27 protein-coding genes and 1 pseudogene are annotated in these 22,521 nt (G+C 57.0%); 23 read left to right on the forward strand and 5 right to left on the reverse strand.

Annotated elements, in window-relative coordinates; all coding sequences use genetic code 11:
* Window positions 1-175: 175 nt before the first annotated feature.
* A complete protein-coding gene (locus tag ACSQ3H_RS28205; RefSeq protein ID WP_436120348.1) occupies window positions 176-1,162 on the reverse strand; it encodes an IS5 family transposase in 987 nt (328 codons plus the stop codon).
* A gap of 417 nt (window positions 1,163-1,579) precedes the next feature.
* Here ACSQ3H_RS28205 and ACSQ3H_RS28210 point away from each other — a divergent pair, with 417 nt between their 5' ends.
* Window positions 1,580-2,035 carry a DUF2569 domain-containing protein gene (locus tag ACSQ3H_RS28210; protein WP_436120349.1) on the forward strand — a complete coding sequence of 152 codons (456 nt, stop codon included), beginning with the start codon at window positions 1,580-1,582 and terminating at the stop codon, window positions 2,033-2,035.
* A gap of 125 nt (window positions 2,036-2,160) precedes the next feature.
* Entirely contained in the window at window positions 2,161-3,150 is a 990-nt protein-coding gene (locus ACSQ3H_RS28215) for an IS5 family transposase (RefSeq protein ID WP_436120350.1), read from the forward strand.
* Here ACSQ3H_RS28215 and ACSQ3H_RS28220 read toward each other — a convergent pair.
* Entirely contained in the window at window positions 3,131-3,601 is a 471-nt protein-coding gene (locus ACSQ3H_RS28220; protein WP_436120351.1) for a helix-turn-helix domain-containing protein, read from the reverse strand. The genes ACSQ3H_RS28215 and ACSQ3H_RS28220 overlap by 20 nt on opposite strands.
* Window positions 3,602-4,648 carry a LacI family DNA-binding transcriptional regulator gene (locus tag ACSQ3H_RS28225; RefSeq protein WP_436120352.1) on the reverse strand — a complete coding sequence of 349 codons (1,047 nt, stop codon included), beginning with the start codon at window positions 4,646-4,648 and terminating at the stop codon, window positions 3,602-3,604.
* A gap of 262 nt (window positions 4,649-4,910) precedes the next feature.
* Here ACSQ3H_RS28225 and ACSQ3H_RS28230 point away from each other — a divergent pair, with 262 nt between their 5' ends.
* The 14 genes from ACSQ3H_RS28230 to ACSQ3H_RS28295 all read left to right on the forward strand — a co-directional run bounded on the left by ACSQ3H_RS28230 (window position 4,911) and on the right by ACSQ3H_RS28295 (window position 16,438).
* The gene (locus ACSQ3H_RS28230; protein WP_436120353.1) at window positions 4,911-6,188 is read left to right on the forward strand and encodes an amino acid ABC transporter substrate-binding protein; all 1,278 of its coding nucleotides are present in this window, start codon (window positions 4,911-4,913) and stop codon (window positions 6,186-6,188) included.
* Between the two features lie 82 nt (window positions 6,189-6,270).
* Window positions 6,271-7,017 carry an ABC transporter ATP-binding protein gene (locus ACSQ3H_RS28235; protein ID WP_436120354.1) on the forward strand — a complete coding sequence of 249 codons (747 nt, stop codon included), beginning with the start codon at window positions 6,271-6,273 and terminating at the stop codon, window positions 7,015-7,017.
* On the forward strand, window positions 7,017-7,745 hold the full coding sequence (locus ACSQ3H_RS28240) for an ABC transporter ATP-binding protein (RefSeq protein WP_436120355.1): 729 nt from the start codon (window positions 7,017-7,019) through the stop codon (window positions 7,743-7,745). Before ACSQ3H_RS28235 ends, ACSQ3H_RS28240 begins: the two co-directional genes overlap by 1 nt.
* Before the next feature lie 14 nt (window positions 7,746-7,759).
* The gene (locus ACSQ3H_RS28245) at window positions 7,760-8,638 is read left to right on the forward strand and encodes a branched-chain amino acid ABC transporter permease (RefSeq protein ID WP_436120356.1); all 879 of its coding nucleotides are present in this window, start codon (window positions 7,760-7,762) and stop codon (window positions 8,636-8,638) included.
* Window positions 8,635-9,681, forward strand: a complete 1,047-nt coding sequence (locus ACSQ3H_RS28250) for a branched-chain amino acid ABC transporter permease (protein WP_436120357.1) — start codon at window positions 8,635-8,637, stop codon at window positions 9,679-9,681. The genes ACSQ3H_RS28245 and ACSQ3H_RS28250 overlap by 4 nt, the downstream gene beginning before the upstream one ends.
* Before the next feature lie 69 nt (window positions 9,682-9,750).
* Entirely contained in the window at window positions 9,751-10,536 is a 786-nt protein-coding gene (locus ACSQ3H_RS28255) for a glutathione S-transferase family protein (RefSeq protein ID WP_436120358.1), read from the forward strand.
* A gap of 25 nt (window positions 10,537-10,561) precedes the next feature.
* Entirely contained in the window at window positions 10,562-11,488 is a 927-nt protein-coding gene (locus ACSQ3H_RS28260) for a dioxygenase (RefSeq protein WP_436120359.1), read from the forward strand.
* Between the two features lie 2 nt (window positions 11,489-11,490).
* Window positions 11,491-12,252, forward strand: a complete 762-nt coding sequence (locus tag ACSQ3H_RS28265) for an SDR family NAD(P)-dependent oxidoreductase (RefSeq protein ID WP_436120360.1) — start codon at window positions 11,491-11,493, stop codon at window positions 12,250-12,252.
* The gene (locus ACSQ3H_RS28270; protein ID WP_436120361.1) at window positions 12,252-13,130 is read left to right on the forward strand and encodes a 3-keto-5-aminohexanoate cleavage protein; all 879 of its coding nucleotides are present in this window, start codon (window positions 12,252-12,254) and stop codon (window positions 13,128-13,130) included. The genes ACSQ3H_RS28265 and ACSQ3H_RS28270 overlap by 1 nt, the downstream gene beginning before the upstream one ends.
* Before the next feature lie 40 nt (window positions 13,131-13,170).
* Entirely contained in the window at window positions 13,171-14,175 is a 1,005-nt protein-coding gene (locus ACSQ3H_RS28275; RefSeq protein ID WP_436120362.1) for a quinone oxidoreductase family protein, read from the forward strand.
* Window positions 14,176-14,185: 10 nt separating this feature from the next.
* A complete protein-coding gene (locus tag ACSQ3H_RS28280) occupies window positions 14,186-14,557 on the forward strand; it encodes a cupin domain-containing protein (protein WP_436120363.1) in 372 nt (123 codons plus the stop codon).
* A 59-nt stretch (window positions 14,558-14,616) separates the two neighbouring features.
* Window positions 14,617-14,805, forward strand: coding sequence for an AraC family transcriptional regulator (locus tag ACSQ3H_RS28285; protein WP_436120364.1), 189 nt, complete (start codon window positions 14,617-14,619; stop codon window positions 14,803-14,805).
* Window positions 14,806-14,880: 75 nt separating this feature from the next.
* Window positions 14,881-15,813 carry a VOC family protein gene (locus ACSQ3H_RS28290; RefSeq protein WP_436120365.1) on the forward strand — a complete coding sequence of 311 codons (933 nt, stop codon included), beginning with the start codon at window positions 14,881-14,883 and terminating at the stop codon, window positions 15,811-15,813.
* Between the two features lie 16 nt (window positions 15,814-15,829).
* Window positions 15,830-16,438, forward strand: coding sequence for an alpha/beta hydrolase (locus ACSQ3H_RS28295; RefSeq protein WP_436120366.1), 609 nt, complete (start codon window positions 15,830-15,832; stop codon window positions 16,436-16,438).
* Window positions 16,439-16,636: 198 nt separating this feature from the next.
* On the opposite strand, the pseudogene ACSQ3H_RS28300 reads toward ACSQ3H_RS28295, so the two are convergent.
* Window positions 16,637-17,096, reverse strand: a pseudogene (locus ACSQ3H_RS28300) (DUF4126 family protein).
* Window positions 17,097-17,442: 346 nt separating this feature from the next.
* Between ACSQ3H_RS28300 and ACSQ3H_RS28305 the strand changes: the two are divergent.
* From ACSQ3H_RS28305 to ACSQ3H_RS28325, 5 genes are all read left to right on the forward strand, one after another.
* Entirely contained in the window at window positions 17,443-17,670 is a 228-nt protein-coding gene (locus tag ACSQ3H_RS28305) for a hypothetical protein (protein ID WP_436120367.1), read from the forward strand.
* A 146-nt stretch (window positions 17,671-17,816) separates the two neighbouring features.
* Window positions 17,817-18,446 carry an ATP-dependent Clp protease proteolytic subunit gene (locus tag ACSQ3H_RS28310; protein WP_436120368.1) on the forward strand — a complete coding sequence of 210 codons (630 nt, stop codon included), beginning with the start codon at window positions 17,817-17,819 and terminating at the stop codon, window positions 18,444-18,446.
* An 88-nt stretch (window positions 18,447-18,534) separates the two neighbouring features.
* A complete protein-coding gene (locus ACSQ3H_RS28315; protein ID WP_436120369.1) occupies window positions 18,535-18,699 on the forward strand; it encodes a hypothetical protein in 165 nt (54 codons plus the stop codon).
* A gap of 27 nt (window positions 18,700-18,726) precedes the next feature.
* The gene (locus tag ACSQ3H_RS28320; RefSeq protein ID WP_436120424.1) at window positions 18,727-18,873 is read left to right on the forward strand and encodes a BBE domain-containing protein; all 147 of its coding nucleotides are present in this window, start codon (window positions 18,727-18,729) and stop codon (window positions 18,871-18,873) included.
* 206 nt (window positions 18,874-19,079) lie between these two features.
* Window positions 19,080-19,295, forward strand: a complete 216-nt coding sequence (locus ACSQ3H_RS28325; RefSeq protein ID WP_436120370.1) for a DUF6904 family protein — start codon at window positions 19,080-19,082, stop codon at window positions 19,293-19,295.
* 214 nt (window positions 19,296-19,509) lie between these two features.
* Here the strand turns inward: ACSQ3H_RS28325 and ACSQ3H_RS28330 are convergent, their stop codons facing one another.
* On the reverse strand, window positions 19,510-20,460 hold the full coding sequence (locus ACSQ3H_RS28330) for a LysR family transcriptional regulator (protein ID WP_436120371.1): 951 nt from the start codon (window positions 20,458-20,460) through the stop codon (window positions 19,510-19,512).
* A gap of 95 nt (window positions 20,461-20,555) precedes the next feature.
* On the opposite strand from ACSQ3H_RS28330, the gene ACSQ3H_RS28335 reads away from it, so the two are divergent.
* Both ACSQ3H_RS28335 and ACSQ3H_RS28340 read left to right on the forward strand, forming a co-directional pair.
* The gene (locus tag ACSQ3H_RS28335) at window positions 20,556-21,428 is read left to right on the forward strand and encodes a dioxygenase (protein ID WP_436120372.1); all 873 of its coding nucleotides are present in this window, start codon (window positions 20,556-20,558) and stop codon (window positions 21,426-21,428) included.
* On the forward strand, window positions 21,425-22,483 hold the full coding sequence (locus ACSQ3H_RS28340) for a maleylacetate reductase (RefSeq protein WP_436120425.1): 1,059 nt from the start codon (window positions 21,425-21,427) through the stop codon (window positions 22,481-22,483). Before ACSQ3H_RS28335 ends, ACSQ3H_RS28340 begins: the two co-directional genes overlap by 4 nt.
* The last annotated feature ends 38 nt before the right edge of the window (window positions 22,484-22,521 follow it).

A 22,521-nucleotide genomic window follows, 5' to 3' on the forward strand; every position in this document is an offset into this window, starting at 1 on the left:
CGTCCATAGTGTTATTGCGGTTATGAGACACCAGAGCCCTGGAACTGGGAAAAGAATTGGCAGAAACCTGCCACGCGCGATCAGCAACAATCCCAGAGTTCCGATCGCCGTGGCGCTGGTGCATGAATGCAGCTGGAGTTGTCAACGGACGCAATTGGTTCTTTGATGTTGGCGATTACGCCTGCTTTTCTTGGCAGCGGACAGAGTTCGGGCGTGCACATGCCAGCATGCGATTGAGCACGATGCAGCCAATGGCAACCTCGGTCTGCTGAGCCGGAAACGAACGGGCCCGCAAGCGTCGACCGATCAGGTTCTTGTATGGACCGATCGCGGTCTTGACCAATGAGCGCTTGCCATAGCCGGTGGTTACCTGCCATTTCAGCCGACCGTCTTTTGCGATCGCTGCGATGTGCTTGTCTCTTTGATCGGGCGGCCCCGTATCGCCATTGCTTTCCACCGCCGTCGACCGAGGTGGAATGACGATGTTGGCGGTGTCGCTGTGCTTAAGAACGGCGCGGTAGGTGGGACTGCCGTCATAGGCACCATCGGCTGTGAATTGACCAATCTCACCGTCGATCTGATTGAGCAATGGCTCCACCTGCGCAGGATCATCGATGGTCTGATCGGTCAATGTTTCTGCGACTATGTCACCGTTACCGGCGTTCACTGCCAGGTGGAGTTTGCGCCAGTTGCGCCGCGATCTGGTGCCGTGCCTGGCTTCCAGCCTTTGGCCAGCGCCGTATATTTTCAACCCAGTGCTGTCGATCAGGACATGGATTGGCCCGTCCGGCATCGACGGCAGTCTTCCGGCTGGTCGTTCCCATTTCTGTGCCCGGCGGCTCAAGGTCGTATGATCAGGGACAGGCAGTTGCAGTCCCAAAAGATCAAGTATCGACCCGATGAATCCCTCGGTCTGGCGAAGGGGCAGGCTGAATACGCAAGCCAGTGTCAGGGCTGTCTCAATGGCAAGATCGGAATACCGGCGCTGGCCGCCACAGATTCTCCGCCGGGGCGCATGCCATCCGGCCAATGCTTCCGGCGTTACCCATAATGTCAGGCTACCACGCCGGCGAAGACCTGCCTCGTATTCCCGCCAGTTTGTCACTTTGAACTTCATCTTGCCAATGCGATGGCGGCGGGCGGCATTATGTTTGAACGGCATGGCTCGGATCAGACTGATTGCGATCCAACAGGCCTACTTCCAAACCATTGAAAAAAGATCGATGCACCAAAGCCATCGGCAACTCGTTAAACCAAAATAAAGTGACAGCACCCCGAAGATTTGTACTCCATGACAAGTTTCTGGACGCTGGGCTAACGACAAGATTCGTCGAAAGACGTAGAGAAGATGCCAGCAGATTGCTTTCCAAGTCGCGGGTTTTTCCGGATCGCAAACCGCTGCAGCAGCTTCTGAGGGGCGGTTCAGCCTGCTGTACAAAAAAGCGTTTGTCCGAGCCAGAAGCAATTTCTCCAGCACAACTATCGCGTGGTCTACAGCTATTTGACGCCAAACGGGCAAACCTACAGTTTCGATTTGATCTGCTCATAAAACCAACAAAGGGGGATACAGGAAATGGCAATGACAGAAACAACGATGGAGCCCGAACTCACCGGAATTCGCGGCTGGCTCGCTCTTATGGCGCTCGGCATGGTCTTTGGACCGCTGCGTACACTCGTGCAAACGATCGATCGCAACTACACAGGCGCAGAGTGGGATTCCTTCGCGCGTCACTCCTATAGCGCCCTGCTCGTCGCCTATGGCGAAACGCTGATCGGTTGGCTTATCGTTCTTTTGGTCTTCGCCGTTACGGGCCTGTTCTTTATGAAGAGCCGCCATTTTCCGAAGGCCTATATCGTCGTTGTGCTGTTCTCGCTTGTTTATACGATTGTCGATCTTGTCGTGGTCAGTATCGTTTTCGACGTCGAAATCGATACGCTTATCTCGACGGAAATATTCGCCCCCTTTGCCTTTTCGGCATCATGGATTGCGTATCTGACCAATTCGCGCCGCGTCGCGAATACCTTCGTCAAATGAACCTGGCACTAGAAACCATAACGGTGGCGCTGATAAGGGCGTTGGTGCGTGGATCGGTATTACCGCACGGATTGTTGATGAATTGGCGATAATAAGACGGTGCTCTGTTCCAGAGGATGCCCACCATGCCCTTCAAACACAATGCCAAGCGCCGTCACCATATAGGCAAACAGAAATTCAAGGTCACGAACTGGGCAGAGTATGAGGCGGGCTTGCGTCAACGCGGCAGCATCACCTTCTGGTTTAGTGACGAGGCACTTGCAGTCTGGCATGCACCAAAGAGAAAGACACGTGGTGGTCAGCCACGCTATTCCGATCTGGCAATTGAAACATCCCTAACGCTTGGTCTGGTCTTTGCACTTCCTCTGCGACAGGTCGAAGGGTTTGTTTCCTCAGTGCTTGCGCTCATGGGGCTGAACCTGCTCGTTCCCGATCACACAACAATGAGCCGTCGCTCCGGTCAGACCGGAAGACAGAAGAGCAAGACTGAAAGAGGTAAGGTTGGTAACAAACCACTGCATGTGATTGTGGATAGCACCGGCCTGAAAATCTATGGTGCTGGCCAATGGTTTGAGGAAAAGCACGGCGTAAAAGCCCGCAGACAATGGCGCAAGCTCCACATTGCCATTAATGCTGAGACCGGTGAGATCATTGCGGAAGTTTTAACCGATCAGGATACAAGTGATGTCAGCCAGCTGGAAACATTGCTCGATCAGATCGATGATCGGATTGATCGCTTCACGGCCGATGGGGCTTATGATGGTCAGCCCACATATGCCGCAATCCTGCAGCATAGCCCATCAGCACGGATCATTATCCCGCCTCGCTCAACTTGCGTTCCCAAAGACATTTATGGTCCGTCGATACAGCGAGAGGCGCATATCACAAGCCTTGCTGAAGATGGTCGAATGTTATGGCAGGTGCGAAACGATTATGGAAAGCGTTCACGGGTTGAAACAACCATGAGCCGTCATAAAAGGGGGAACAGCAATCGTTTGAAGGCGCGGACATTCATCAACCAACAGGCAGAGGCGTCACGCCGTTGCAACATTCTGAACCGGATGCTGTCATCCGCACGTCCAAATTCCGTCTGCGTCAAAGCCACCACCGCTTAAACCACACATCAAAGATCCAAGTGTGTCCAATAGCTGAACCATGCAACAACGCCCAAGTGCGCGTCTTGTCTAATTCGGCCGCCGTTTTGAAGATTTCCACGGTCCATCCGACAACGGCGAAGAAACGCCTGCGGCCGGTCAACGTGTTCAGACTTTTATAAACCCAGGTGCGGAGACGTCGCCAAAAACCGGGCGGCACACCCTCGATGCCTTTGAAAGTTCCTGTCATGTGACTTTGAGCAGTAAAGCAGCAGGCGGCAGTGATTTCAGCGATCGACATCGGCCTGAGAAGCAGTTTCTTTGCTCGCTCGACACGGTATTCCAGTAACCAACGATGGGGTGTCCGCCCGATGACGATTTGATCGTGGCTATCTGGTCTGCGTGCGAGGAAACCTGCCTCACTAGGACATAGTTCATAAGTTGTCCTGCAGTATGAGCAACCGGTCGCCAATCACGCGAAGGATGAAACGGTTGCAATTGGAGCGGTGCTCTCGCGGATCACAATTTCGACTGGCAGAATAGTTTCGAGCGGTATTGTCGACGGCTCCTCACCGCACATCAATTGCACCAGGAGCTTCGCGGCCGTGCAGCCGGCACCATATTGCTGTATCCTGACAGTGGTGAGTTTTGGCCGGATCAGATCAAGAAATGGCATGTCGTTAAATCCGGTGACGGACATGCCACGTGGACAATCGATGCCGCGCTCCCGCAAGCTCTCGATGGCACCCAATGCAAGACGGTCGTTCGCGCACAGGATAGCGGTGAATGTTTCGCCAGAATCCAGCAAGTCTTGTGTGCACCGTGCTCCTTCCCCTTCATCGAACCGGTTCGCCGTCACGACAAGGCCTGACTCGATCGAAATGGAAAGCTGCCTGGCGGCCTTATAAAAGGCTTCCAGCCGCAACTGCCCGGTAGACAGATCCTGGGGACCTGCAATATGGGCGATCCTCCGGTGTCCGAGATCATGAAGGTGCCGAAGCATCTCGTAAATACCGTACTCCTCATCATTGATGACGTACGGAATATTCGACATCTCAACCTTGCGGTTCAACGTTACCACCGGTAATCCGTCGGCAGCTGCTTGTGCTATGGACGGATCACTCCGCAAGGCGGCGGCATGGATGATGCCATCAACACCCCGGTCGCGCAGAACGTCCACCAATCGGCTCTCACGTTCACGTTCACTGTCGGTGTTCACGATTATCGATGCATAGCCCAACGGTTCCAGAACGCTTTCAATTCCACGCAATATTGGCGGGAAGATAACGTTGGTGATGTCGGGGATCATCACTCCCACTGTCATCGTCCGGTTGGTGCGCAGTCCTGCTGCAATACGGTTAGGCCGATAACCCAGCTTGTCGGCTGCAGCCTGAATGCGCGATACCACCTCGCCAGTAATTGTATTTCTCTCTGCCGGATCAAGGGCTCTGGATACGGTCGAGACGTGCACGCCCGTTTCTCTCGCGATATCTTTGAGTGTAATCCGTCGCTTTTGCATGATTTGCCTTCGTTTTTGTCTGTCCAATCAAAGGATTACATGTTTCTGCAATCGATTGCAAGAAATCCGTTGACCATTTATCTGTCCCGTGTTAACTATTCGCGCAATCGATTGCATGGCATAACCCAAATGAGCGGGGTCATCGATCGATGGGGGAGGAGCCCCAACGTTATATGTCTTTGTTACCGGGCAAGCATGTTGCCCGGCGTGACAAGGATTTATCAACGCCGGAACGTGCAATCGATTGCGGGAGGAAAGTCGCATGAAACTTACGAAATTCTTGATCAGCGTTGCTGCGTCGGCGCTCATTGCGGGAACCGCAATTGCCGACGATCTCAAGATAGGCGCATCGCTACCAATTACGGGTGGTCTGTCGGTCAGCGGCGAGAAACACAAGCAGGGATATGAACTCTGCATCAAGCTCATCAACGAAGCGGGCGGCATTCTCGGACGCCAGGTTCAGTTGATCGTCAGCGATAACCGCTCGGATCCGGCCACCGCGATCAACCAGTATGAACGGTTCATCAATGTCGACAAGGTCGATGCCGTCTATGGCACGTTCTCGAGTCGGCTGACATTCCCGATCGCAAACATCCTTGCCAAAAATAACATGGTCCACGCTGTCCCATCCGGTGGTGCACTGCGTATCTACGAGCAGGGTCACAAGAACCTTTTCTATTTTCAGCCAAATGCCGCCGAGTACACAGGCGCATCCATCGCCGGGCTGATCAAGGATCTCATACCCGCCGGGGAGGCACCGAAAACCGCTGCCGTTGTCTATGCGGATGACTTCTTCGCCAATGCCATAGGTGCAGGATTGCTCGGGCAAAAAGTAACGGATCCTGCAAATAACAAGGTGATCGCGGATCTTGCGCCCGGCTATCTCGCGGATTCCGGTATCAAGGTGGTGATGGAGGAGAAATGGCCGGAGGAAGGGTTCAACGATTGGCTCAATCTTGCAAACTCGATCAAACAATCGGGCGCTGAACTCGTCATCGGAATGACCGCTTCGGCCGAGGAGGCCGTGCAACTGACCCGCGGCCTGAAAACCGTAGGTGCCAAGCCGAAGCTGGTCTATCTCAGCCAGGGCGCGCAGGCCGAGTACCTTGAAGGTGTCGGTGAGAAAGCCGCAAACGGTGTGCTGATCCATACAAGCTGGCACAAGGATGCTTCCTTTGACAGCACGATCGCGGGCAAACCCTTGAGCAATGCCGACTTTGTAAAAGACTTTCAGACCGAATACGGCGTTGCGCCGGACGAGGACAGCGCCATACCGTTCGCGGTTTGCCAGGGAATCGAACAGGCGATCATCGGGGCTGGATCGACCGACAATGCAAAGATGGGTGATTGGCTGAACGCGCGCACCAAGGACAATCCGGTCAAAACCATCCTTGGCAGTTTTACGTGGGACGAAAAGGGACTGCCCAAGGACAAGCCGTTTCTGCTGACGCAATGGCAGGATGGAGCGCTCAAGATAGTCTATCCGAAGGGCGAACTCGAAGGCTTGGACCACCTTAGCTATCCCAAATCCGGATTTTGACGGAGCGGGTTCGGGGCGTCGGGGTACGGCGTCCCGCCCTAGCAGGTACACTGCAGCCAAATTGGTGATGGAGGCCAGTCGAATGCTCGAAGTGAAGAATCTTTGCAAATACTACGGAGGCATCAAGGCAGTCGACGGCGCGACTTTCGAAGTCGAAAAGGGATCGATCACTGCCCTCATCGGCCCGAACGGTGCCGGGAAGACAACCGCCTTCAATTGTATCAGCCGCACGGTAACGCCCACTTCAGGCGAAGTGTGGCTTGATGGAGAGCGCATCGACCATCTGCGTCCGCACAAGATCACGGGCAAGGGGTTGACCCGGACATTCCAGATATCGCGCAGTCTGGCCGACATGACCGTGGTCGAGAACGTCATTGTGCAATCCAAAGTAAACGGAATCCGCGGCCTTTTCAGTCCGGCCATCACCGCCGAAGAGAAGGACAAGGCGATGGCGATCCTGGACTTCCTCGGTATCACCCGCATCGCTTACGAGGACGGATACAATCTTTCCTATGGCCAGAAGAAGCTGATGGATTTCGCCGCACTTCTGATGTCGGACCCCAAAATCATTCTGCTCGACGAGCCGGCAGGAGGCGTCAATCCGTCCCTGATGGAGGAGATCGTCGGCCATATCCAGGCGCTGAACGAGAAGGGGATGACCGTGCTGATCGTAGAACACAACATGGATCTGATTATGCGCCTTTCGCACAAGATCGTGGTCATGGGGCAGGGGAAGGTCATTTGCGCGGGGACCCCGGAAATCGTGCGGAACGATCCTGCAGTGCTCGACGCCTATCTTGGCGGTGTCCTCGAAGCGGAGGCAGCGTGATGACGGAGCTGTTGCAGGTGACCAACATCACCGCGGGTTACGGAGACGGGCCAGCGATCCTGGACGGCGCGCATCTGACGGTCGAGCCGGGCAAGGTGCATTGCATCATCGGCCCGAACGGTGCCGGAAAATCGACGTTGCTCAAGTCGATCTGCGGCATGCTCAACATCCGTGGCGGCGACGTTGTCTTCAAGGGCGAGAGGCTCAACGGCCTGCGTCCGGACCAGATCCTGCGAAAGGGCATCTGCTTTGTCCCGCAGGAAAGGGCGCTTTTTCCCAAAATGACGGTTCTCGAAAACCTGCGCATGGGCGGATTTATTCTCAACGATGCGCGGGAGCGCGAGCGGCGTATCGGAGAAATCCTGGAGCGGTTTCCGCTGCTGAAGGAACGCGCTGACCAGCATGCAGGCACTATGTCAGGTGGCCAGCAGCAAACGCTTGCCATGGCCCGCACGCTGATCATCAAGCCCGACATTGTCATGCTTGACGAACCGTCGCTCGGACTTGCGCCGAAGGTGGTCCAGGAGATGTTCAACATCATGAAGATGATGTCCGAAGAGGGCGTGACAGTCCTGCTGGTCGAGCAGAATGCTCTGATGGGGCTGAAGAATTCGGATTGGGGCGTCGTGCTCGATCTTGGCCGGACGCTGTTCGAAGGCACCGCTGCCGATGTCCTCGCCGACCCGCGAATCCAGGAATTGTACCTCGGCGGCAAGAAAGCCGCCTGACGGGAGAAGAGATAATGGCTCAGATTGTACAGGTACTGGTGTTGGGCATGGCCCTGGGCGGTGTGATCGCCCTCATGGGATCAGGGCTCTCCCTCGTCTTCGGCGTCATGCGCATCGTCAACCTTGCGCACCCGGCGCTGATCATCGCCGGAGCGTACATCACCTATTGGGGCTTCAAGTCATGGGGCATTGACCCTCTGCTGATGTTGCCGATCGCTTCGATTATAATGGCAGCGATCGGCGTCCTCCTCTATCGGCTCATTTTCGAGAAAGAGGCAAAAAGCGCCAAATATTCCGAGATGACCGTGCTGCTGACGTTCGCCCTTGCAATGATGGTCGAAGGTCTTCTGGGAGGACTGTTCACCAATACGCAGCGTGTTACCTCGCCCGACTACGCCACCGATGCGTTTTACTTCGCGGATATCTTCATTCCAAAGGGACAACTTTATGCGGGCATCGTGTCGCTCGCGATCATCGGCGCACTGACGCTCTTCCTTAAATATTCACGCTTGGGCTACGCCATCCGGGCCACCACGCAGAACCGTGAAGCCGCCGAGCTCTTGGGCGTCAACGTCAACTTCATCAGTATTCTCGCTTTCGCCCTGGGCATCGGGCTTGCCGGAGCTGCGGGATCGCTTGTGAGCTTCGTTTTCAGCTTCTTCCCGGCCAAGCAATGGGAGTGGATTGCGATGCTGATGTCCGTGGTCGTTCTGGGTGGCATGGGCAGCATCCTTGGTACTGTCGTTGCGGCTTTCGGCCTGTCCATCATTGCCGCCTTTGTCGGCACGTGGGTCGGGTCGACCTGGTCGACGATGACATTCTTCCTCGCACTTTTCGTCATTTTGCTGATCCGTCCGCAAGGATTGTTCGGCGACAAACCGGAGTTGGCATGATGTCCGTTAGTTTGCAAAACTACAGCGCAAGTTCGGTTATCGAAGCGCGTCGACTGCACAACGAAAAACTGGCCCTGGGGGCCGACAAGACCCGTTCTGTCTGGTTCCCTATTGCGGTCATGGCAGTCCTCCTGGCTTTGCCGCTGCTGCAATTTGCCGGAAACTATAATTACGTCCTGCATCTTGTTCTGTTCACTGCTTCCTATGTTGCCATGGCCGCAGGGTGGAACATTCTGGGTGGCTTCGCAGGCTATGTCTCGCTCGGTCATAGCGTCTTTTTCGCGATCGGCGGTTATTTCGCTGGCATGATTTTCGCGCGTTACGGCATCTCAACGATTGTGCTCGCACCTCTCGCCGGGCTGGTCGCAGGCGTCGTCGGTTACATGGTGGCGTTCGTCACCCTCAAAGTGCGGGGACCGAGCTTCATCATCTCGTCGATAGCCTTGCTGATGATCGCACGCATCCTGTTCGACAACTGGTCATTCATCGGCGGTGCCAATGGCGTCGCGCTGCCTGCCAATGACCTGCCCGTGTTATGGGCCAAGTTGCCCTACTACTACGCCCTGGTGCTGATCGCCGCATTTACCGTGTGGTCCACTTACAAGATCAAGCATTCGAAATTCGGGCTGGGTCTGAGGGCAATTTCCAAAGACGAGGTCAAGGCCGAAAGCGCAGGCATCGATACGCGATTTTACAAGATGCTGGCGTTCGCCTTGTCCGCCTTTTTCGTAGGCATGGCCGGTGCGGTTTGGGGAGAATACCTGACCTATCTAAGGCCGAACATTTTCCTGGTCATACTGGTATCGGCCAATCTTGTTCTGATGTGCATCCTCGGCGGAAAGGGCACGATCGCCGGACCGGTCATCGGCGCGATTCTCATCGTCGCATTTAACGAGGCTTCGGTCGCACTGATGGGAGCATCCGAATTCAACATCCTTGGAACTGGTTTGGTCATGATGGTGGGACTGATGTTCTTCCCACTTGGCCTGGTAGGCACCTTGGCCAGGAAGGGCAAGTTGCCGCGTGTCTTGAACTGGGATTGACCTGCAATTCACCAGTACGAGCCGCAAGGCAAAGCAACCCTTGCCCCGTAAATGCCGAAGGAGGACAACATGCCGGAGTTCGTCTTGTACAACGCGCCGCAATCAACCTGCAGCCAACGTGTGCGCTATGCACTTCACGCCAAGGGCGAGGATTTCGAGGAACACAGGCTCGACCTCTTCAAGGGCGACCAGTTGCGCCCGGAATATCTGGCGATCAACGCCAACGGCGTGGTTCCGACGCTGGTACACAATGGCTCACCCGTCACCGACTCTGCAGTGATCCTGGAGTATCTGGAGGACATCCTTCCCGGCACTGAACTTTTTCGGCCCGTCGAGCCGCTTCAAGCAGCAGAGATGCGGGCGATGATGCGCTTCATTGACGAAGTGCCGACACCGGCGGTCCGGGTGCCCTCGTACAATCTGGCTTTCCTTCCGCATTTCCAGGCGATGCAAGAGGACGAGTTTCAGGCTCTTTGCGACAGCAAGCCGCTGCGGCGCGAATTCCTGATGAAGATGGGACGCACCGGATTTCCCCAGGCGGAAATGGACGAGGCGCTCGGCCGTCTGCAGCGTGGTATCGACCGGATGCGTGACTGGTTGCACAAGAGCGGAGGTCCGTGGCTCATGGGTGCGAACCAGACTCTCGCCGATATCGCCATAATGCCCGTGATCGTGCGGATGGACGATATCAACCTCGGACGGATGTGGGATGAGGTTCCCAAGATCGGGGCGTGGCTGGAACGCATCAAAGCCACGATTCCGTTCCGCAAGACCTATTACCACGGCTCGCTGCTGACCGAGAAATACCCGCACCTCCAGGGTCTCAAGAACCAAACTGGATACGCCGCTGCGTGAGCCAGAACGGCAAGGAGTTTGCCCCATGAACCAGATGAAAATTTTGCCGAAACTCATTTCTCGTGAAAGCGATGTGACACCTGCGGTGCTCGCAGCGATGGGTAACACAGCCAGCCCGCGTCTGACGCAGATGATGACGTCGCTGGTGACCCATCTCCATCAGTTCATCCTGGAGACGCGTCCGACCGAAGAGGAATACGAGTTCGGCCTTCAGTGGATTGCCGAGTTGGGAAAACACACAAACGAGAGCCATAACGAGGTGGTCCTCGCAGCGGATGCTCTTGGCGCATCCACTCTCATTGATCTCATCAACAATAACGGGATGCAGGGCGAGACGATGTCAGCGCTATTGGGACCGTTCTATCGCGGCCAAGCTCCGCACTGCCAACTGGGCGATTGCATTGCCCGGTCGGCAACGCCCGGGCCAAAACTCTTTTTCAGCGGCAGGGTCACCGATGTCGAAGGAAACCCGATACAAGGGGTGACACTCGACGTCTGGCAGGCGTCTCCGGTCGGTCTCTATGAGAACCAGGATGCGGGACAGGACGATTTCAACCTGCGGGGGAGGTTCACCACCGACGAGGACGGCAGATATCATTTCGTCTCGGTGAAGCCGGCAGGTTATCCCGTTCCGACGAACGGCCCGGTCGGTGTACTCCTGCGTGCGCAGGAACGTGCGCCCATGCGGCCGGCCCATGTGCATTTCATCGTCTCCGCCCCGGGATACAAAACCCTTGTCACACAGATCTTCTCCGACAGTCCCGAGGCGTTGGCCGCGGACGTCGTCTTTGGCGCGAAGACGCAGATTGTCGGTCACTTTGTAGAACGCAATGAACCGGACCCCGACTATCCCGATGCGACGACGCCATTCTACACCTGTGAATACGATTTCAAGTTGGTAGCCGGGATCTCGACCCAGCCGGTGCCACCGATTTCGGGAAAGGTTGCGTAAAAATGAGTTCGTTGAATTCAAGCCAGCCTCTTGATGGAAGGGTGGCCGTGGTCGTCGGCGGATCGGGCGGCATAGGCCGGGAAACCTGTACGCTGCTTGCGGCGGCCGGTGCCACGGTTGTCGTCGGCTATCGCTCCGGAAGGGACCGCGCAGAAGAAACGATTGCTGGCATGCCGGGTACCGGACACATTGCCTTGCCGGTCTCGATCGAAGACACCGCGACGATCACCGCCTTCCAGAGAGCTGTCTTGGAACGGTTTTCGCAGGTCGATATCCTGGTCAATACGGCTGGCATCACCAAGCCCGTGCCCCACAACGATCTTGCGGCGCTCACAGACGATCTGATCGATCAGATATTCGTCAACAACTGGCGCGGTGTTTTTGCAACGATCCGCGCTTTCGCGCCAGCCCTCAAAGCTTCCGGCGATGGGCTGATTGTGAGTGTCTCGTCGATTGCGGCGTTCACAGGACTTGGATCGAACATAGCCTACTGCGGAGCCAAGGCTGGCCTTGATATCATGACCAATTCGCTTGCCCGGGCCCTGGCACCGGAAGTCCGGGTCATGGCAATCTCTCCTGGCGTCGTCGACACGCAATTCGTGCCGGGACGGGGAAAGGAGTTCACCGACAAGGCGGCCGCGACCACGCCCCTGAAGCGGGTAACCACAACGGCCGACGTAGCCGAAGCAATCCTTTCCTGCGCCACACATTTGAAGTTCTCCACGGGGAGCCGGATCATCGTGGACGGCGGGAGGCACCTTTGATGCAGCCAAAAATCATCATCACCTGCGCCGTCACTGGCAACCTCACGACACCTCAGCAATACCCGGCACTCCCTGTCACCCCCGAGGAAATCGCCGATGCCTGTCTCGAGGCTGCGGATGCCGGCGCTGCTATAGCGCATATCCACGTCCGCAACCCTGAAAACGGTGAGCCCTCGATGAAGCTCGACTACTATCGGGAGGTCGTTGAGCGCATTCGTGCCAAGAACAATGCGCTGATCCTGAACCTGACGACGGGACCCGGAGGTCGATACCAGCCGAGCGAACATGATCCGGCCATTGCCGGACCGCGTACGACGCTCATGCGACCGGAAAAGCGTGTGGAACATATCGTCGCCTTGAAGCCTGACATCAGCACGCTGGACCTCAACACAATGACGTTCGGGCGCGAGGTTGTAATCAACACTCCCGGTAATGTCACAATCATGGCAGACATCATTCACAGCGCCGGCGTAAAACCTGAAATCGAGGTCTTTGACACGGGTGACATCCAACTGGCTCAGGATCTGCTCAAAAGCGGGGTCCTCAAGTCCCCGCCGATGTTCTCGATCGTTACCGGCATAAAATACGGACTGCCATCGACGCCCGATGCGATGTCCGTCGCCGCGCGGATGCTGCCCCGCGATGCGGTCTGGACGGGCTTCGGCGTCGGCCGCATGTCTTTTCCAATGGCTGTTCAATCTTATCTGCTCGGCGGACATGTGCGGGTGGGCCTCGAAGACAATATTTACATCGCAAAGGGAGTCCCCACCAAGGGCAATGGCGAATTGGTCGAGCGCGCTCGCGATCTGATCGAGAAACTCGGTGCCCAGATCGCAGAGCCCTCAGAAGCAAGAGAAATGCTGAATCTTGCAGCTTGACGACAAGCAATCCCTTTATGAATCAAGGAGTACGGAACCGATGAATATCCAGACAAAAACCAAGGCAGGCCAGGCGCTGCGTGTGATGCAAAAATCGCCGGATCTCGATAATCTGCTGATCGACGTTGCCGACGTCAGCATACCCCAGCGAGGTCCCGGGCAGGTGCTCGTGGAGATCGTCGCGGCAGGTGTAAACCCGAGCGATGTCAAGGCGTCGCTGGGACACATGCCTCACGCGATATGGCCGCGTACTCCGGGCCGTGACTTTGCCGGGATTGTGCGGGAAGGGCCCTCGGAGATGATTGGCCTCGAAATCTGGGGTGGCGGCGGCGAGTTAGGGATCACCCAGGACGGTAGCCACGCGAAATGGATGGTGCTCGATCAGAAGGCCGTACGTGCGAAACCCGCCAACCTCACCATGGAAGAGGCTGCTTCGATCGGCGTGCCATTCATCACTGCTTACGAAGGATTGAGGGAAGCCGGAACCGTGCAGCCAACGGATACGGTCCTGGTATGCGGCGGCAACGGTAAGGTGGGGCAGGCTGCAATCCAGCTTGCCACCATGGCCGGTGCAAGAGTATTCGCCGTGGAATACAACGAGCAGCCGTTGATGGGGCATACGAACGGAGCTGTCGAGATGCTCAACAGCAGTACGCAGGATATTGCGGCAATCATCCGTGAAAGGACAGACGGACACGGCGCGGATATTGTCTTCAACACTGTGGGGAGCCCTTATTTCGAGATCGCAAACAAGGCCATGGCCAAACAGGCCCGGCAGATATTCATTTCAACCTTCGATCGCGCAGTGCCGTTCGACATCTTCAACTTCTTCCGTGGTCGTCACAAGTATCTCGGGATTGATACCCTCGCATTGTCCTCCATCGACGGCGCAAGGATTTTCGACAAACTGAAGCCGAAGTTCGAGCAGGGGATACTCAAGCCGTTCCCGTTCAATCCCGACGCGTGTTATCCGCTGGACCTCGCCGCCAAGGCTTATGCCTCGGTCCTGCGCGGTTCATCTGACCGCGTCTTGCTGAAGCCGTAGGAACAAGGCGATGCAAGTCACGCGCTATGCGGAGGCGAAATCCTACGAGGCACCGGAACATTACGACATGCGGTGCCTCCGCCTTCAGGGTAAGGAAGCGACCCAAACCGACACGATCTGGATCGGCTTGTCTCACATTCTCCCCGGCGGGCGCACGTCCCTAAAGGATGCGGCGATCGAGAAAATCTACATTGTCGTAGCCGGATTGGTCACTGTCGAGACAGCGACCGAGACGGTTACACTTGGCGTACTCGACAGCTGTCGCTTGGCCCCGGGTGAGGCGAGGGCACTCATCAATCGCACCAACATGACCGCATCGGTATTGCTTGCTATGCCCACCGCAATTCAGGCTGATGGGCCCAACTGCAATTCTCCGCTATGAATTTGCAAAGGAAGGCGTGATATCGCCTTCCAAAGACCTCATGATGGGGGTTTCGCGCTATGCGAAATACCCTGGACTGCGGCCTTGCAGATCAGGCTCATCTCTCCAGGGTATTTCGACGTTTGACCGGGACGACACCGAGCGCATCGAGGCGATTCGTCACACAGCAAGTCGGCAACACAACAGTACATGCTGTTGAACATCGGAATCTCGCTGTTCACTCAATGGATACAATGCGTGTTCAATAGCGAGGCTTTTGCGACGCGAACCGTCGGGCCATCTACCTCTCATCGAAACATAGGAAAGCAGAATAGGAGCTTCCGGTGCTTAATCAGATACAAGGCCTGCATCACGTAACGTCAATGGCAGCCGATGCTCGCACGAACAACCGCTTCTTTACCGATGCGTTGGCGCTGCGTCGCGTCAAGAAAACGGTGAACTTCGATTCTCCCGACACCTATCATCTCTATTACGGTGACGAGACCGGTGCGCCCGGATCGATAATGACGTATTTTCCCTTTCCACATATCGGCCAACGGCGACCCGGCACAGGCGAGGTCGGCACAACGGTCTTTTCCGTTCCGGAGGGCGCTCTTGGGTTTTGGCGCAACCGCCTGGGCGATCTTAAGGTCGACGGGCTCAAGGCCGATGAAACATTCGGCGAGAAACGCCTTAGCTTTTCTGGACCGGATGGCGACGGATTCGCGCTGGTTGAGGTAAAGGACGATGTGCGGCCTGCTTGGACGCACGGAGGCATAAGCGAGGACCACGCCATTCGCGGGTTTCATTCGGTTGTGATGCGTCTTCGCGATGATGGCTCCACATCCGAGCTTCTGAAATTCATGGGTTACGAAGTCCAGGAAGAAAAAAACGGACTGAAACGCTTAACGAAGCCGAACGGAAACGGGGCTCATTTAATCGACCTCGCACCGGCACCACACATCTCCAGCGCGCTTCCAGGTGCGGGTTCTGTTCATCACGTCGCCTTCGCGGTTGCAGATCGTGCAACGCAACTTGAGGTCCGGAAGGCGTTGATGGACACTGGATATCAGGTCACCCCCATCATCGATCGTGACTACTTCTGGGCGATCTATTTCCGCACGCCCGGCGGCATTCTCTTCGAAATCGCGACAAATGAACCAGGCTTCAATCAGGACGAGGATACGGCGCATTTGGGAGAAGCCCTGAAGCTGCCCCGCCAGCACGAACACCTCAGGGCTGCTATCGAGGCACATCTCGAACCGCTCGAAGCATAGATACGGAGTAATATTAATGACCGGGAATCAATACGTGCATCGGATGCATTCCGGGGCGCTCGGAAAGCCTGTATTCTTTGTACTTCACGGGACAGGTGGCGACGAAAACCAGTTCTTCGAATTCGGCAGGCAAGTCTTGCCGGACGCCACGATTGTCGCGCCGCGCGGCGATGTTTCGGAGCACGGTGCTGCACGTTTCTTCAAAAGAACGGCCGAAGGAGTCTACGACATGGGGGACCTCCAACGCGCGACGACCAAGATGGTTGCGTTCGTGAATGACATCGCATCGACGCATCAGGCATCCGCCATTATTGGGCTGGGATTCTCCAACGGCGCAAACATTCTCGCCAACGTGCTCATCAAAGACGGCGTGTTCGACGCGGCGGTTCTTATGCATCCGCTCATTCCGTTCCAGCCGGCTCCGAACCCCGGGCTGGCGGGTCGGCGGATACTGATTACTGCTGGCAAACGGGATCCGATCAGCCCTGTGGTTTCGACGCTAGCCCTAGAGACCTATCTCTCAAGACAGAATACCGCGGTCACGACTGAGTGGCATTCAGGGGGCCATGAAATTCAGGCCAATGAAATCGATGCCGTGAAAGCATTCCTTATACCATACAAGTAGGAGCGAGCCCCGGATGGAATGGAGTGAACTGATGACGCAAAAGCTATGAATCGAATGACTGCCAGCGCAACTAAAATTCGCAGCCCGAGTTGCCGCCATCCATCGAGCGGGCCTCGCCTCCGGCCGGGTCAGCATGGTTACCGCCGACGAACTTGCGCTCGATGGGGGCCGCGGTCTTGCCCGTGGCGTCGAAGTTTCTCAAAACAAGCTCGCGACAATCAGGAACGCGCCCACGACAGCGACTGCGTCTTCTATTAGTGCCGCTGGCAAGTCTCTGCCAAACGTCGCTGCAAGCCTGCCGCGCGCTGCCGCCCCGCCGAACGTTCCGGCCACAGCACCAATGATCCCGGCTATCAGGCTGCAACGAGAGAACCGCCGGCTGCACCGAGCGTTGCCCCGCCAGCGCGCCCATCACGATGCGAGCGCCGAACTGCAACGGCACCTTGCGGGACGGCGTGGATGGAAGCTGATCTGACACGAGTTCGGCGATGGCAAACACCGTGAAGATCCACGGCGTCCAGCGATAGCCCATGAATGCGAGCGGCGTCTGTGATACGTCAAACCAGCCGAGCGCGGCAGCCCAGGCAACGGCAGCAGGTGCCGTCATCGCGCGCAGGCCAGCGACGATACCGATCAGAAATGCGAGCATAATAATCATGGTACTTTCCTTTGGTTCGTTGAAATCAGCTTGAGCCAATATCGCGCAGTTTCCGGCGCTTTACCCCGAAGTCGGCCTCGTTTTCTTCCTGCAGGTAATAGTCGAGGTAGTTCTTGGCATTCGCATTGGCGGACATTTGTGTCTCTGGTCATCAGCCTTTGATCGGATCCGGTGGAAGTGCTTCCGCATCCCGATCGATCGTCAGCGGTTTGAACCCGCCGTGCATTGGTGCCACTTCATCTGATAGCCATACTCGTGCTTTTTACCGTAGCACCACCCAATCGAGTACAGACGTATTCCGGCAAAAGGTGAGGGCGAGGCGATTCGCGACCTCTTCGCATCGCCAATGAAGCGACTGTCCGAATACACGGTTACCGACGTCGTCACCCGCGCTTATACCTTCACGTCCGATGAGCGGTTCTTCGCCACCGAATTGGACAAATGTCTCGTTGTTTCAGCCTGTTCCGGTCACGGCTACAAGTTTGGCGCGGCAGTCGGGCGGCGCGTGGCCAGGTCGATTGACGACGGCGATGTGCCTTCACTTCAGCGCTGGCTGAGGGCAGAGGCAGCTTGAGCATCGGTCGAGCGCATTGCCTTGAGGCGAGGATCGCGCCTTCAACATCTTGCGGAACCGGGTAGCAACGCCCTATGTATCGAAAGTGTAATCCACGAATCTGGGGTATTTGAGCTCCTCATTCTCCAAAACGCTGAGGCCCACCAATGAGAGATCCAATCGAAACAGCTATGAACCTCGTGCCAATGGTCGTCGAACAGACCAATCGGGGCGAGCGGGCCTATGATATTTTCTCGCGCCTGCTGAAAGAACGCATTATCTTCATTACCGGACCGATCGAGGATGGCATGGCGACGCTCATTTGCGCGCAGCTGCTTTTTCTTGAATCGGAAAATCCGAAAAAAGTAATCAACATTTACATCAACTCGCCGGGTGGTGTCGTGACTTCCGGGATGGCGATTTATGACACGATGCAGTTCATCCGTCCGGCAGTAGCGACGCTTTGCTTCGGACAGGCTGCGTCGATGGGATCACTGCTTCTGACTGCCGGTGCAAAGGACATGCGCTTCGTTTTGCCGAACGCCCGCATGATGTTGCACCAGCCCTCGGGCGGTTTCCAAGGACAGGCGTCCGATATCGAACGTCACGCCCAGGACATCATCAAGTTGAAGCGCCGCCTGAACGAGATCTACGTCAAGCACACGGGTCGGGACTACGATACAATCGAGCGGACACTGGACCGCGATCACTTTATGACCGCACAGGAATCACTTGAGTTTGGGCTTATCGACAAGGTGCTTGAATCGCGTGAAATCCTCGAAGGCGATGGAAAGTAACCGGCTAAATCCCTCGTCCGGGTCGAAAATAAACATTTTTCGACCCGGCTGCGGACTTTCTGCCACATATCCGGCTTGCATAGAGCTGATGACCTATGCTTCGATATGGAAATTCGGTGGTGCCGTGCAGCGTGTTGCGGCCGAAGCCACCGCGTTTGGTGATCGCTCCATGCCCTTCATGCTCAGCCTCGATGCGATCTGGTCCAACGCCGGCGACGATACCAACATCCGTTGGGTTCGCGATGTCTGGTAAGATATGCAGCGCCATTCCACTGGCCGGATGTACCTCAACTTCCCCGGACTTGGAGAGGGCGACAATCTCGTGCGAAATGCATTTGGTACGGAAACCTATGCACGGCTTCAGGAGATCAAAAGGACTTACGATCCTGATAACCTGTTCCGGATGAACCAGAATATTTTGCCTTAACAGGGACTGTCGAAGTCACCGGAATCCGACTGCGCCCTGTCGGGGATGTTTCTGCCAAATTCATCGAACGTCACGCGGATGTGTTCCGTCGTGCAAGTGGAATTCGTCAGATTTAGGAAGAATTGAGCATTTACTGCTTCTCGACCGCCTTCGGTTATGCATTTCTACGGATACAGCACAATTTCATGATTCTTGAGGGGGCGGAAATGCTGCAGTACTCACTTTCCAAGGAATGTGCCGGGTTGACGCTCTGGGGCGACGAAGCAAGCCTGCGAAACCTTCGCTCCGTCATCATCGACATCAATGATCATTCCCCGGCGATTGAGAACAAGGACAGTCTCGTAGTCGCTCTCGCATACGATTTACGTAAGGCGTTCGAAGTCGGGAGGCGGGTGAATAAAGTGACAGATAGGAGAGCATAACGTTTTGTGAGGGCAGTACCGTAAACGTGTTCGAGACTTGTCAGATATTCGGTAGAGAAGAAGAGCAAGCCGTAGGCTGCGTTATACTCTGCCCCACAAAACGTTATGCTCCCCAATATGTCGGGTCATGCCGGCTGTCGAACTTCGCTCGCTATCTAAGGTTGAAAGAGGCCGCGTGTCTGTGGGAACCGTTCTTGTTTCTATCAGGTACCAGCTAACTAACCCAGACGACCGACTCCTCATGGCGCTTGATCAGGTGTTTCAGGTTGTCGAAGCCGGTGCGGACGTGGCGGGCGAAGTGGTCGACGGCGGGGGAGCGGGGGGCGTCGGAGCGTTTCAAAAGGCCGAGTGCGCGTTCGGGATGCGGGATAGAGACAGGGAGTGCAGTGATCGACTTTTCGTTGCGCAGCGCAAAGACGACACTGTGCGGCATGATGGTCAGCGCATCGGCCGCCTTCATGTAGTTGATCACGCTCATCAATGAGCCGCCTGAGTAGCGGATCTTGATTTCGGTGGCACCGAAGGAGATGAGCATGCTGCGCAGATCGGCGAGTAACGGGCTGCCCGGCGGCGGCGCGACCCAGGGAAAATCAAGCAGATGCGCCGGCTGCGGCCGCCTTTTCAGAAGCAGCGGATGCGTGACGCGGCAGGCGATGACGTTACGGCCGGGCAGGATCTGATGGAATTCGAGCCCAGAGCCCTCGTCGAGAATATCGATCGGACAGATGGCGAGATCGATCTGGTCGGCATTGAGCGCGGCACGCAGGTCCTGGAAATAACCATAGGTCTGGTCAATGCGCACATCGGGATGCAGGTTCTGGAACTCGGCGATAATCCCGGCGATCAATGCGTCCATGAAGAAGGGCGTGCCTCCGACGCGCACGACGCCGCTCTTGCCGACCCTGAAACTCTCGACGACATCGGATGCCTTGCGCGATGCAGACAGCATGGTCTGGCCGTGATCCGCCAGCGCCCGGCCAAGCGGCGTCGGCTGCAGCGGCCGGCGTCCCCTAATGAAGAGCGGCTCGCCGATGCGGGCTTCGAGCATGGAGAGCGTGCGCGAGACTGCCGGCTGCGACAGGCCAAGCAGCGCCGCACCCTCGGTGACGCCGCCGGTCTTCACGACCGCGGCAAGCTGGACAAGATGGCGTTCATCTATCTTCATAACGATATGATATATTAAATCGGAATAAAATCATCATCGGCATCGTGATCTTGGGCTAATTTAGTTTGAACCAGCCAATGCCCTAAAGGAGACGGATGATGCCGGGTCCGATGGCGCTGAATTTCAGCGAGGCCACCTCGTCTGACATATTCGCGCAACGACTTCCACAATCGAAAGACGATGCGCTGCCGCACATCCTGGCGGCGGTGGTGATGCATCTCCATGCGGTCATCCGCGAGTTGCGGCCGACCCAGACCGATTGGCGCAAGGTCATCGAGTTCCTGACGGATGTCGGCCATGCCAGCGACGAGCGGCGCCAGGAATGGGTGCTGCTGTCGGATCTGCTCGGCGCCTCGGCGCTGGTCGAGGAAATCAATTCGCGCCGCCCGAAAACGGCGACTCCCAATACCGTGCGCGGCCCCTTCTTCCGCGCCGACGTTCCGCAACTGGCCTTGGGTAGCAATATCTCCCTCGATGCTATCGGCGAAAAGCTGGAAGTCCTTGGACGCCTACAGGATCTAGATGGTGATCCAGTTGCGGATGCTGAGATCATCACCTGGCAGGCCAATGCGCAGGGGTTCTATGAGAACCAGCAGCCGGACCTTCAGCCCGAATTCAATCTGCGCGGTCGTTTCCGCACCGATGCGGAAGGCCGTTTCCACTATTGCACGATCAGGCCCTGCGGCTACGGCGTGCCGAATGACGGTCCGGTCGGCAAGCTGCTCGGCCAGGCTGGTTATCCGCTGCGGCGGCCGGCGCATTTGCACTTCATGATCAAGGCGCCGGGCTTCGAGACGATCACCACGCAAATCTATGACGGCAGTGACCCGCATCTCGCCGAGGACGCGATCTTCGGCGTCAAGCCGGAACTCGTGCGCACCTTCGAGCGACAGGGCAAAAGCCCACCGTCATGGCGGCTGGGCCTCACCTTCGTCATGGTGCGGGCAAGACAGGGAGCCGCGGCATGAACCGCGATTTTATCTATAGCGGCAGCCCCGCTCATATCGTTTTCGGGCAAGATAAGAGCGGCGCCGCCGGCGAATGGGTCGAGAAGCTTTACTGCAGCCGTGCCCTAGTGCTCGCTACACCGCAGCAGAAGGCGGATGCGGAGGCGCTGGCAGAGCGGCTGGGCCCGCTCGCCGTCGGTGTCTTTGCCGGTGCCGTCATGCATACGCCTGTTGATGTCACCGAAGCGGCGATGAAGGTCATGGGCGAGACCAAGGCCGACTGTGTGGTTTCGCTCGGCGGTGGCTCAACAACCGGGCTCGGCAAGGCGATCGCCTATCGCACGGACCTGCCGCAGATTGTCATTCCGACGACCTATGCCGGGTCTGAAGTGACACCGATCCTCGGCCAGACGGAGCGAGGGCGGAAGACCACGGTGCGCCATGCCAGCATCCTGCCGGAAGTGGTGATCTACGATCCGGCGCTGACCACGGGCCTGCCCGTCGGCATGAGTGTCACGTCGGGGCTGAATGCCATGGCCCATGCGGTCGAGGCGCTCTATGCGCAGGACCGCAACCCGATCTCGTCGCTGATGGCGGTCGAGGGGCTGCGCGCCTTCAAGGCCAGTCTGCCGGATATCATCAAGACACCGCAGGCGCTCGATGTCCGTGCCGAGGCGCTCTACGGCGCCTGGCTCTGCGGCACGGTGCTCGGCACCGTCGGCATGGCACTGCATCACAAGATCTGCCACACGCTTGGCGGCACCTTCGACACGCCGCATGCCGATACACACGCGATCATGCTGCCGCATACGGCCGCCTATAACGCAGTCGCCGTGCCCGAACTGCTGGCACCCGTCGCGGAGATATTCGGCGGCTCGGTCGGTGGCGGCCTCTGGGATTTTGCCATGGAGATCGGCGCGCCGCTCGCGCTCAGGGATCTGGGGCTCACCGAAGCCGACCTCGATCGCACGGCGGAGATCGCCATCGAAAACCCCTACTGGAACCCGCGGCCGATCGACCGGCAGTCTATCCGCGGCCTGCTGCAGCATGCCTGGGAGGGCAGGCGGCCGGCATAGACCAATGCCGACATCACACTCTCTGGGAGGAGAGAACA

The organism is Phyllobacterium sp. LjRoot231 (genome assembly GCF_964253365.1).
Lineage (GTDB): Bacteria > Pseudomonadota > Alphaproteobacteria > Rhizobiales > Rhizobiaceae > Phyllobacterium.

Excerpts from the sequence above, each read along its gene's own strand:
- ACSQ3H_RS28205 (WP_436120348.1), bottom strand. The coding sequence starts at position 1,162 with ATGCCGTTCAAACATAATGCCGCCCGCCGCCATCGCATTGGCAAGATG.
- ACSQ3H_RS28210 (WP_436120349.1), top strand. The coding sequence starts at position 1,580 with ATGACAGAAACAACGATGGAGCCCGAACTCACCGGAATTCGCGGCTGG.
- ACSQ3H_RS28215 (WP_436120350.1), top strand. The coding sequence starts at position 2,161 with ATGCCCTTCAAACACAATGCCAAGCGCCGTCACCATATAGGCAAACAG.
- ACSQ3H_RS28225 (WP_436120352.1), bottom strand. The coding sequence starts at position 4,648 with ATGCAAAAGCGACGGATTACACTCAAAGATATCGCGAGAGAAACGGGC.
- ACSQ3H_RS28230 (WP_436120353.1), top strand. The coding sequence starts at position 4,911 with ATGAAACTTACGAAATTCTTGATCAGCGTTGCTGCGTCGGCGCTCATT.
- ACSQ3H_RS28235 (WP_436120354.1), top strand. The coding sequence starts at position 6,271 with ATGCTCGAAGTGAAGAATCTTTGCAAATACTACGGAGGCATCAAGGCA.
- ACSQ3H_RS28240 (WP_436120355.1), top strand. The coding sequence starts at position 7,017 with ATGACGGAGCTGTTGCAGGTGACCAACATCACCGCGGGTTACGGAGAC.
- ACSQ3H_RS28245 (WP_436120356.1), top strand. The coding sequence starts at position 7,760 with ATGGCTCAGATTGTACAGGTACTGGTGTTGGGCATGGCCCTGGGCGGT.
- ACSQ3H_RS28250 (WP_436120357.1), top strand. The coding sequence starts at position 8,635 with ATGATGTCCGTTAGTTTGCAAAACTACAGCGCAAGTTCGGTTATCGAA.
- ACSQ3H_RS28255 (WP_436120358.1), top strand. The coding sequence starts at position 9,751 with ATGCCGGAGTTCGTCTTGTACAACGCGCCGCAATCAACCTGCAGCCAA.
- ACSQ3H_RS28260 (WP_436120359.1), top strand. The coding sequence starts at position 10,562 with ATGAACCAGATGAAAATTTTGCCGAAACTCATTTCTCGTGAAAGCGAT.
- ACSQ3H_RS28265 (WP_436120360.1), top strand. The coding sequence starts at position 11,491 with ATGAGTTCGTTGAATTCAAGCCAGCCTCTTGATGGAAGGGTGGCCGTG.
- ACSQ3H_RS28270 (WP_436120361.1), top strand. The coding sequence starts at position 12,252 with ATGCAGCCAAAAATCATCATCACCTGCGCCGTCACTGGCAACCTCACG.
- ACSQ3H_RS28275 (WP_436120362.1), top strand. The coding sequence starts at position 13,171 with ATGAATATCCAGACAAAAACCAAGGCAGGCCAGGCGCTGCGTGTGATG.
- ACSQ3H_RS28280 (WP_436120363.1), top strand. The coding sequence starts at position 14,186 with ATGCAAGTCACGCGCTATGCGGAGGCGAAATCCTACGAGGCACCGGAA.
- ACSQ3H_RS28285 (WP_436120364.1), top strand. The coding sequence starts at position 14,617 with ATGCGAAATACCCTGGACTGCGGCCTTGCAGATCAGGCTCATCTCTCC.
- ACSQ3H_RS28295 (WP_436120366.1), top strand. The coding sequence starts at position 15,830 with ATGACCGGGAATCAATACGTGCATCGGATGCATTCCGGGGCGCTCGGA.
- ACSQ3H_RS28305 (WP_436120367.1), top strand. The coding sequence starts at position 17,443 with ATGAAGCGACTGTCCGAATACACGGTTACCGACGTCGTCACCCGCGCT.
- ACSQ3H_RS28310 (WP_436120368.1), top strand. The coding sequence starts at position 17,817 with ATGAGAGATCCAATCGAAACAGCTATGAACCTCGTGCCAATGGTCGTC.
- ACSQ3H_RS28315 (WP_436120369.1), top strand. The coding sequence starts at position 18,535 with ATGACCTATGCTTCGATATGGAAATTCGGTGGTGCCGTGCAGCGTGTT.
- ACSQ3H_RS28320 (WP_436120424.1), top strand. The coding sequence starts at position 18,727 with ATGTACCTCAACTTCCCCGGACTTGGAGAGGGCGACAATCTCGTGCGA.
- ACSQ3H_RS28325 (WP_436120370.1), top strand. The coding sequence starts at position 19,080 with ATGCTGCAGTACTCACTTTCCAAGGAATGTGCCGGGTTGACGCTCTGG.
- ACSQ3H_RS28330 (WP_436120371.1), bottom strand. The coding sequence starts at position 20,460 with ATGAAGATAGATGAACGCCATCTTGTCCAGCTTGCCGCGGTCGTGAAG.
- ACSQ3H_RS28335 (WP_436120372.1), top strand. The coding sequence starts at position 20,556 with ATGATGCCGGGTCCGATGGCGCTGAATTTCAGCGAGGCCACCTCGTCT.
- ACSQ3H_RS28340 (WP_436120425.1), top strand. The coding sequence starts at position 21,425 with ATGAACCGCGATTTTATCTATAGCGGCAGCCCCGCTCATATCGTTTTC.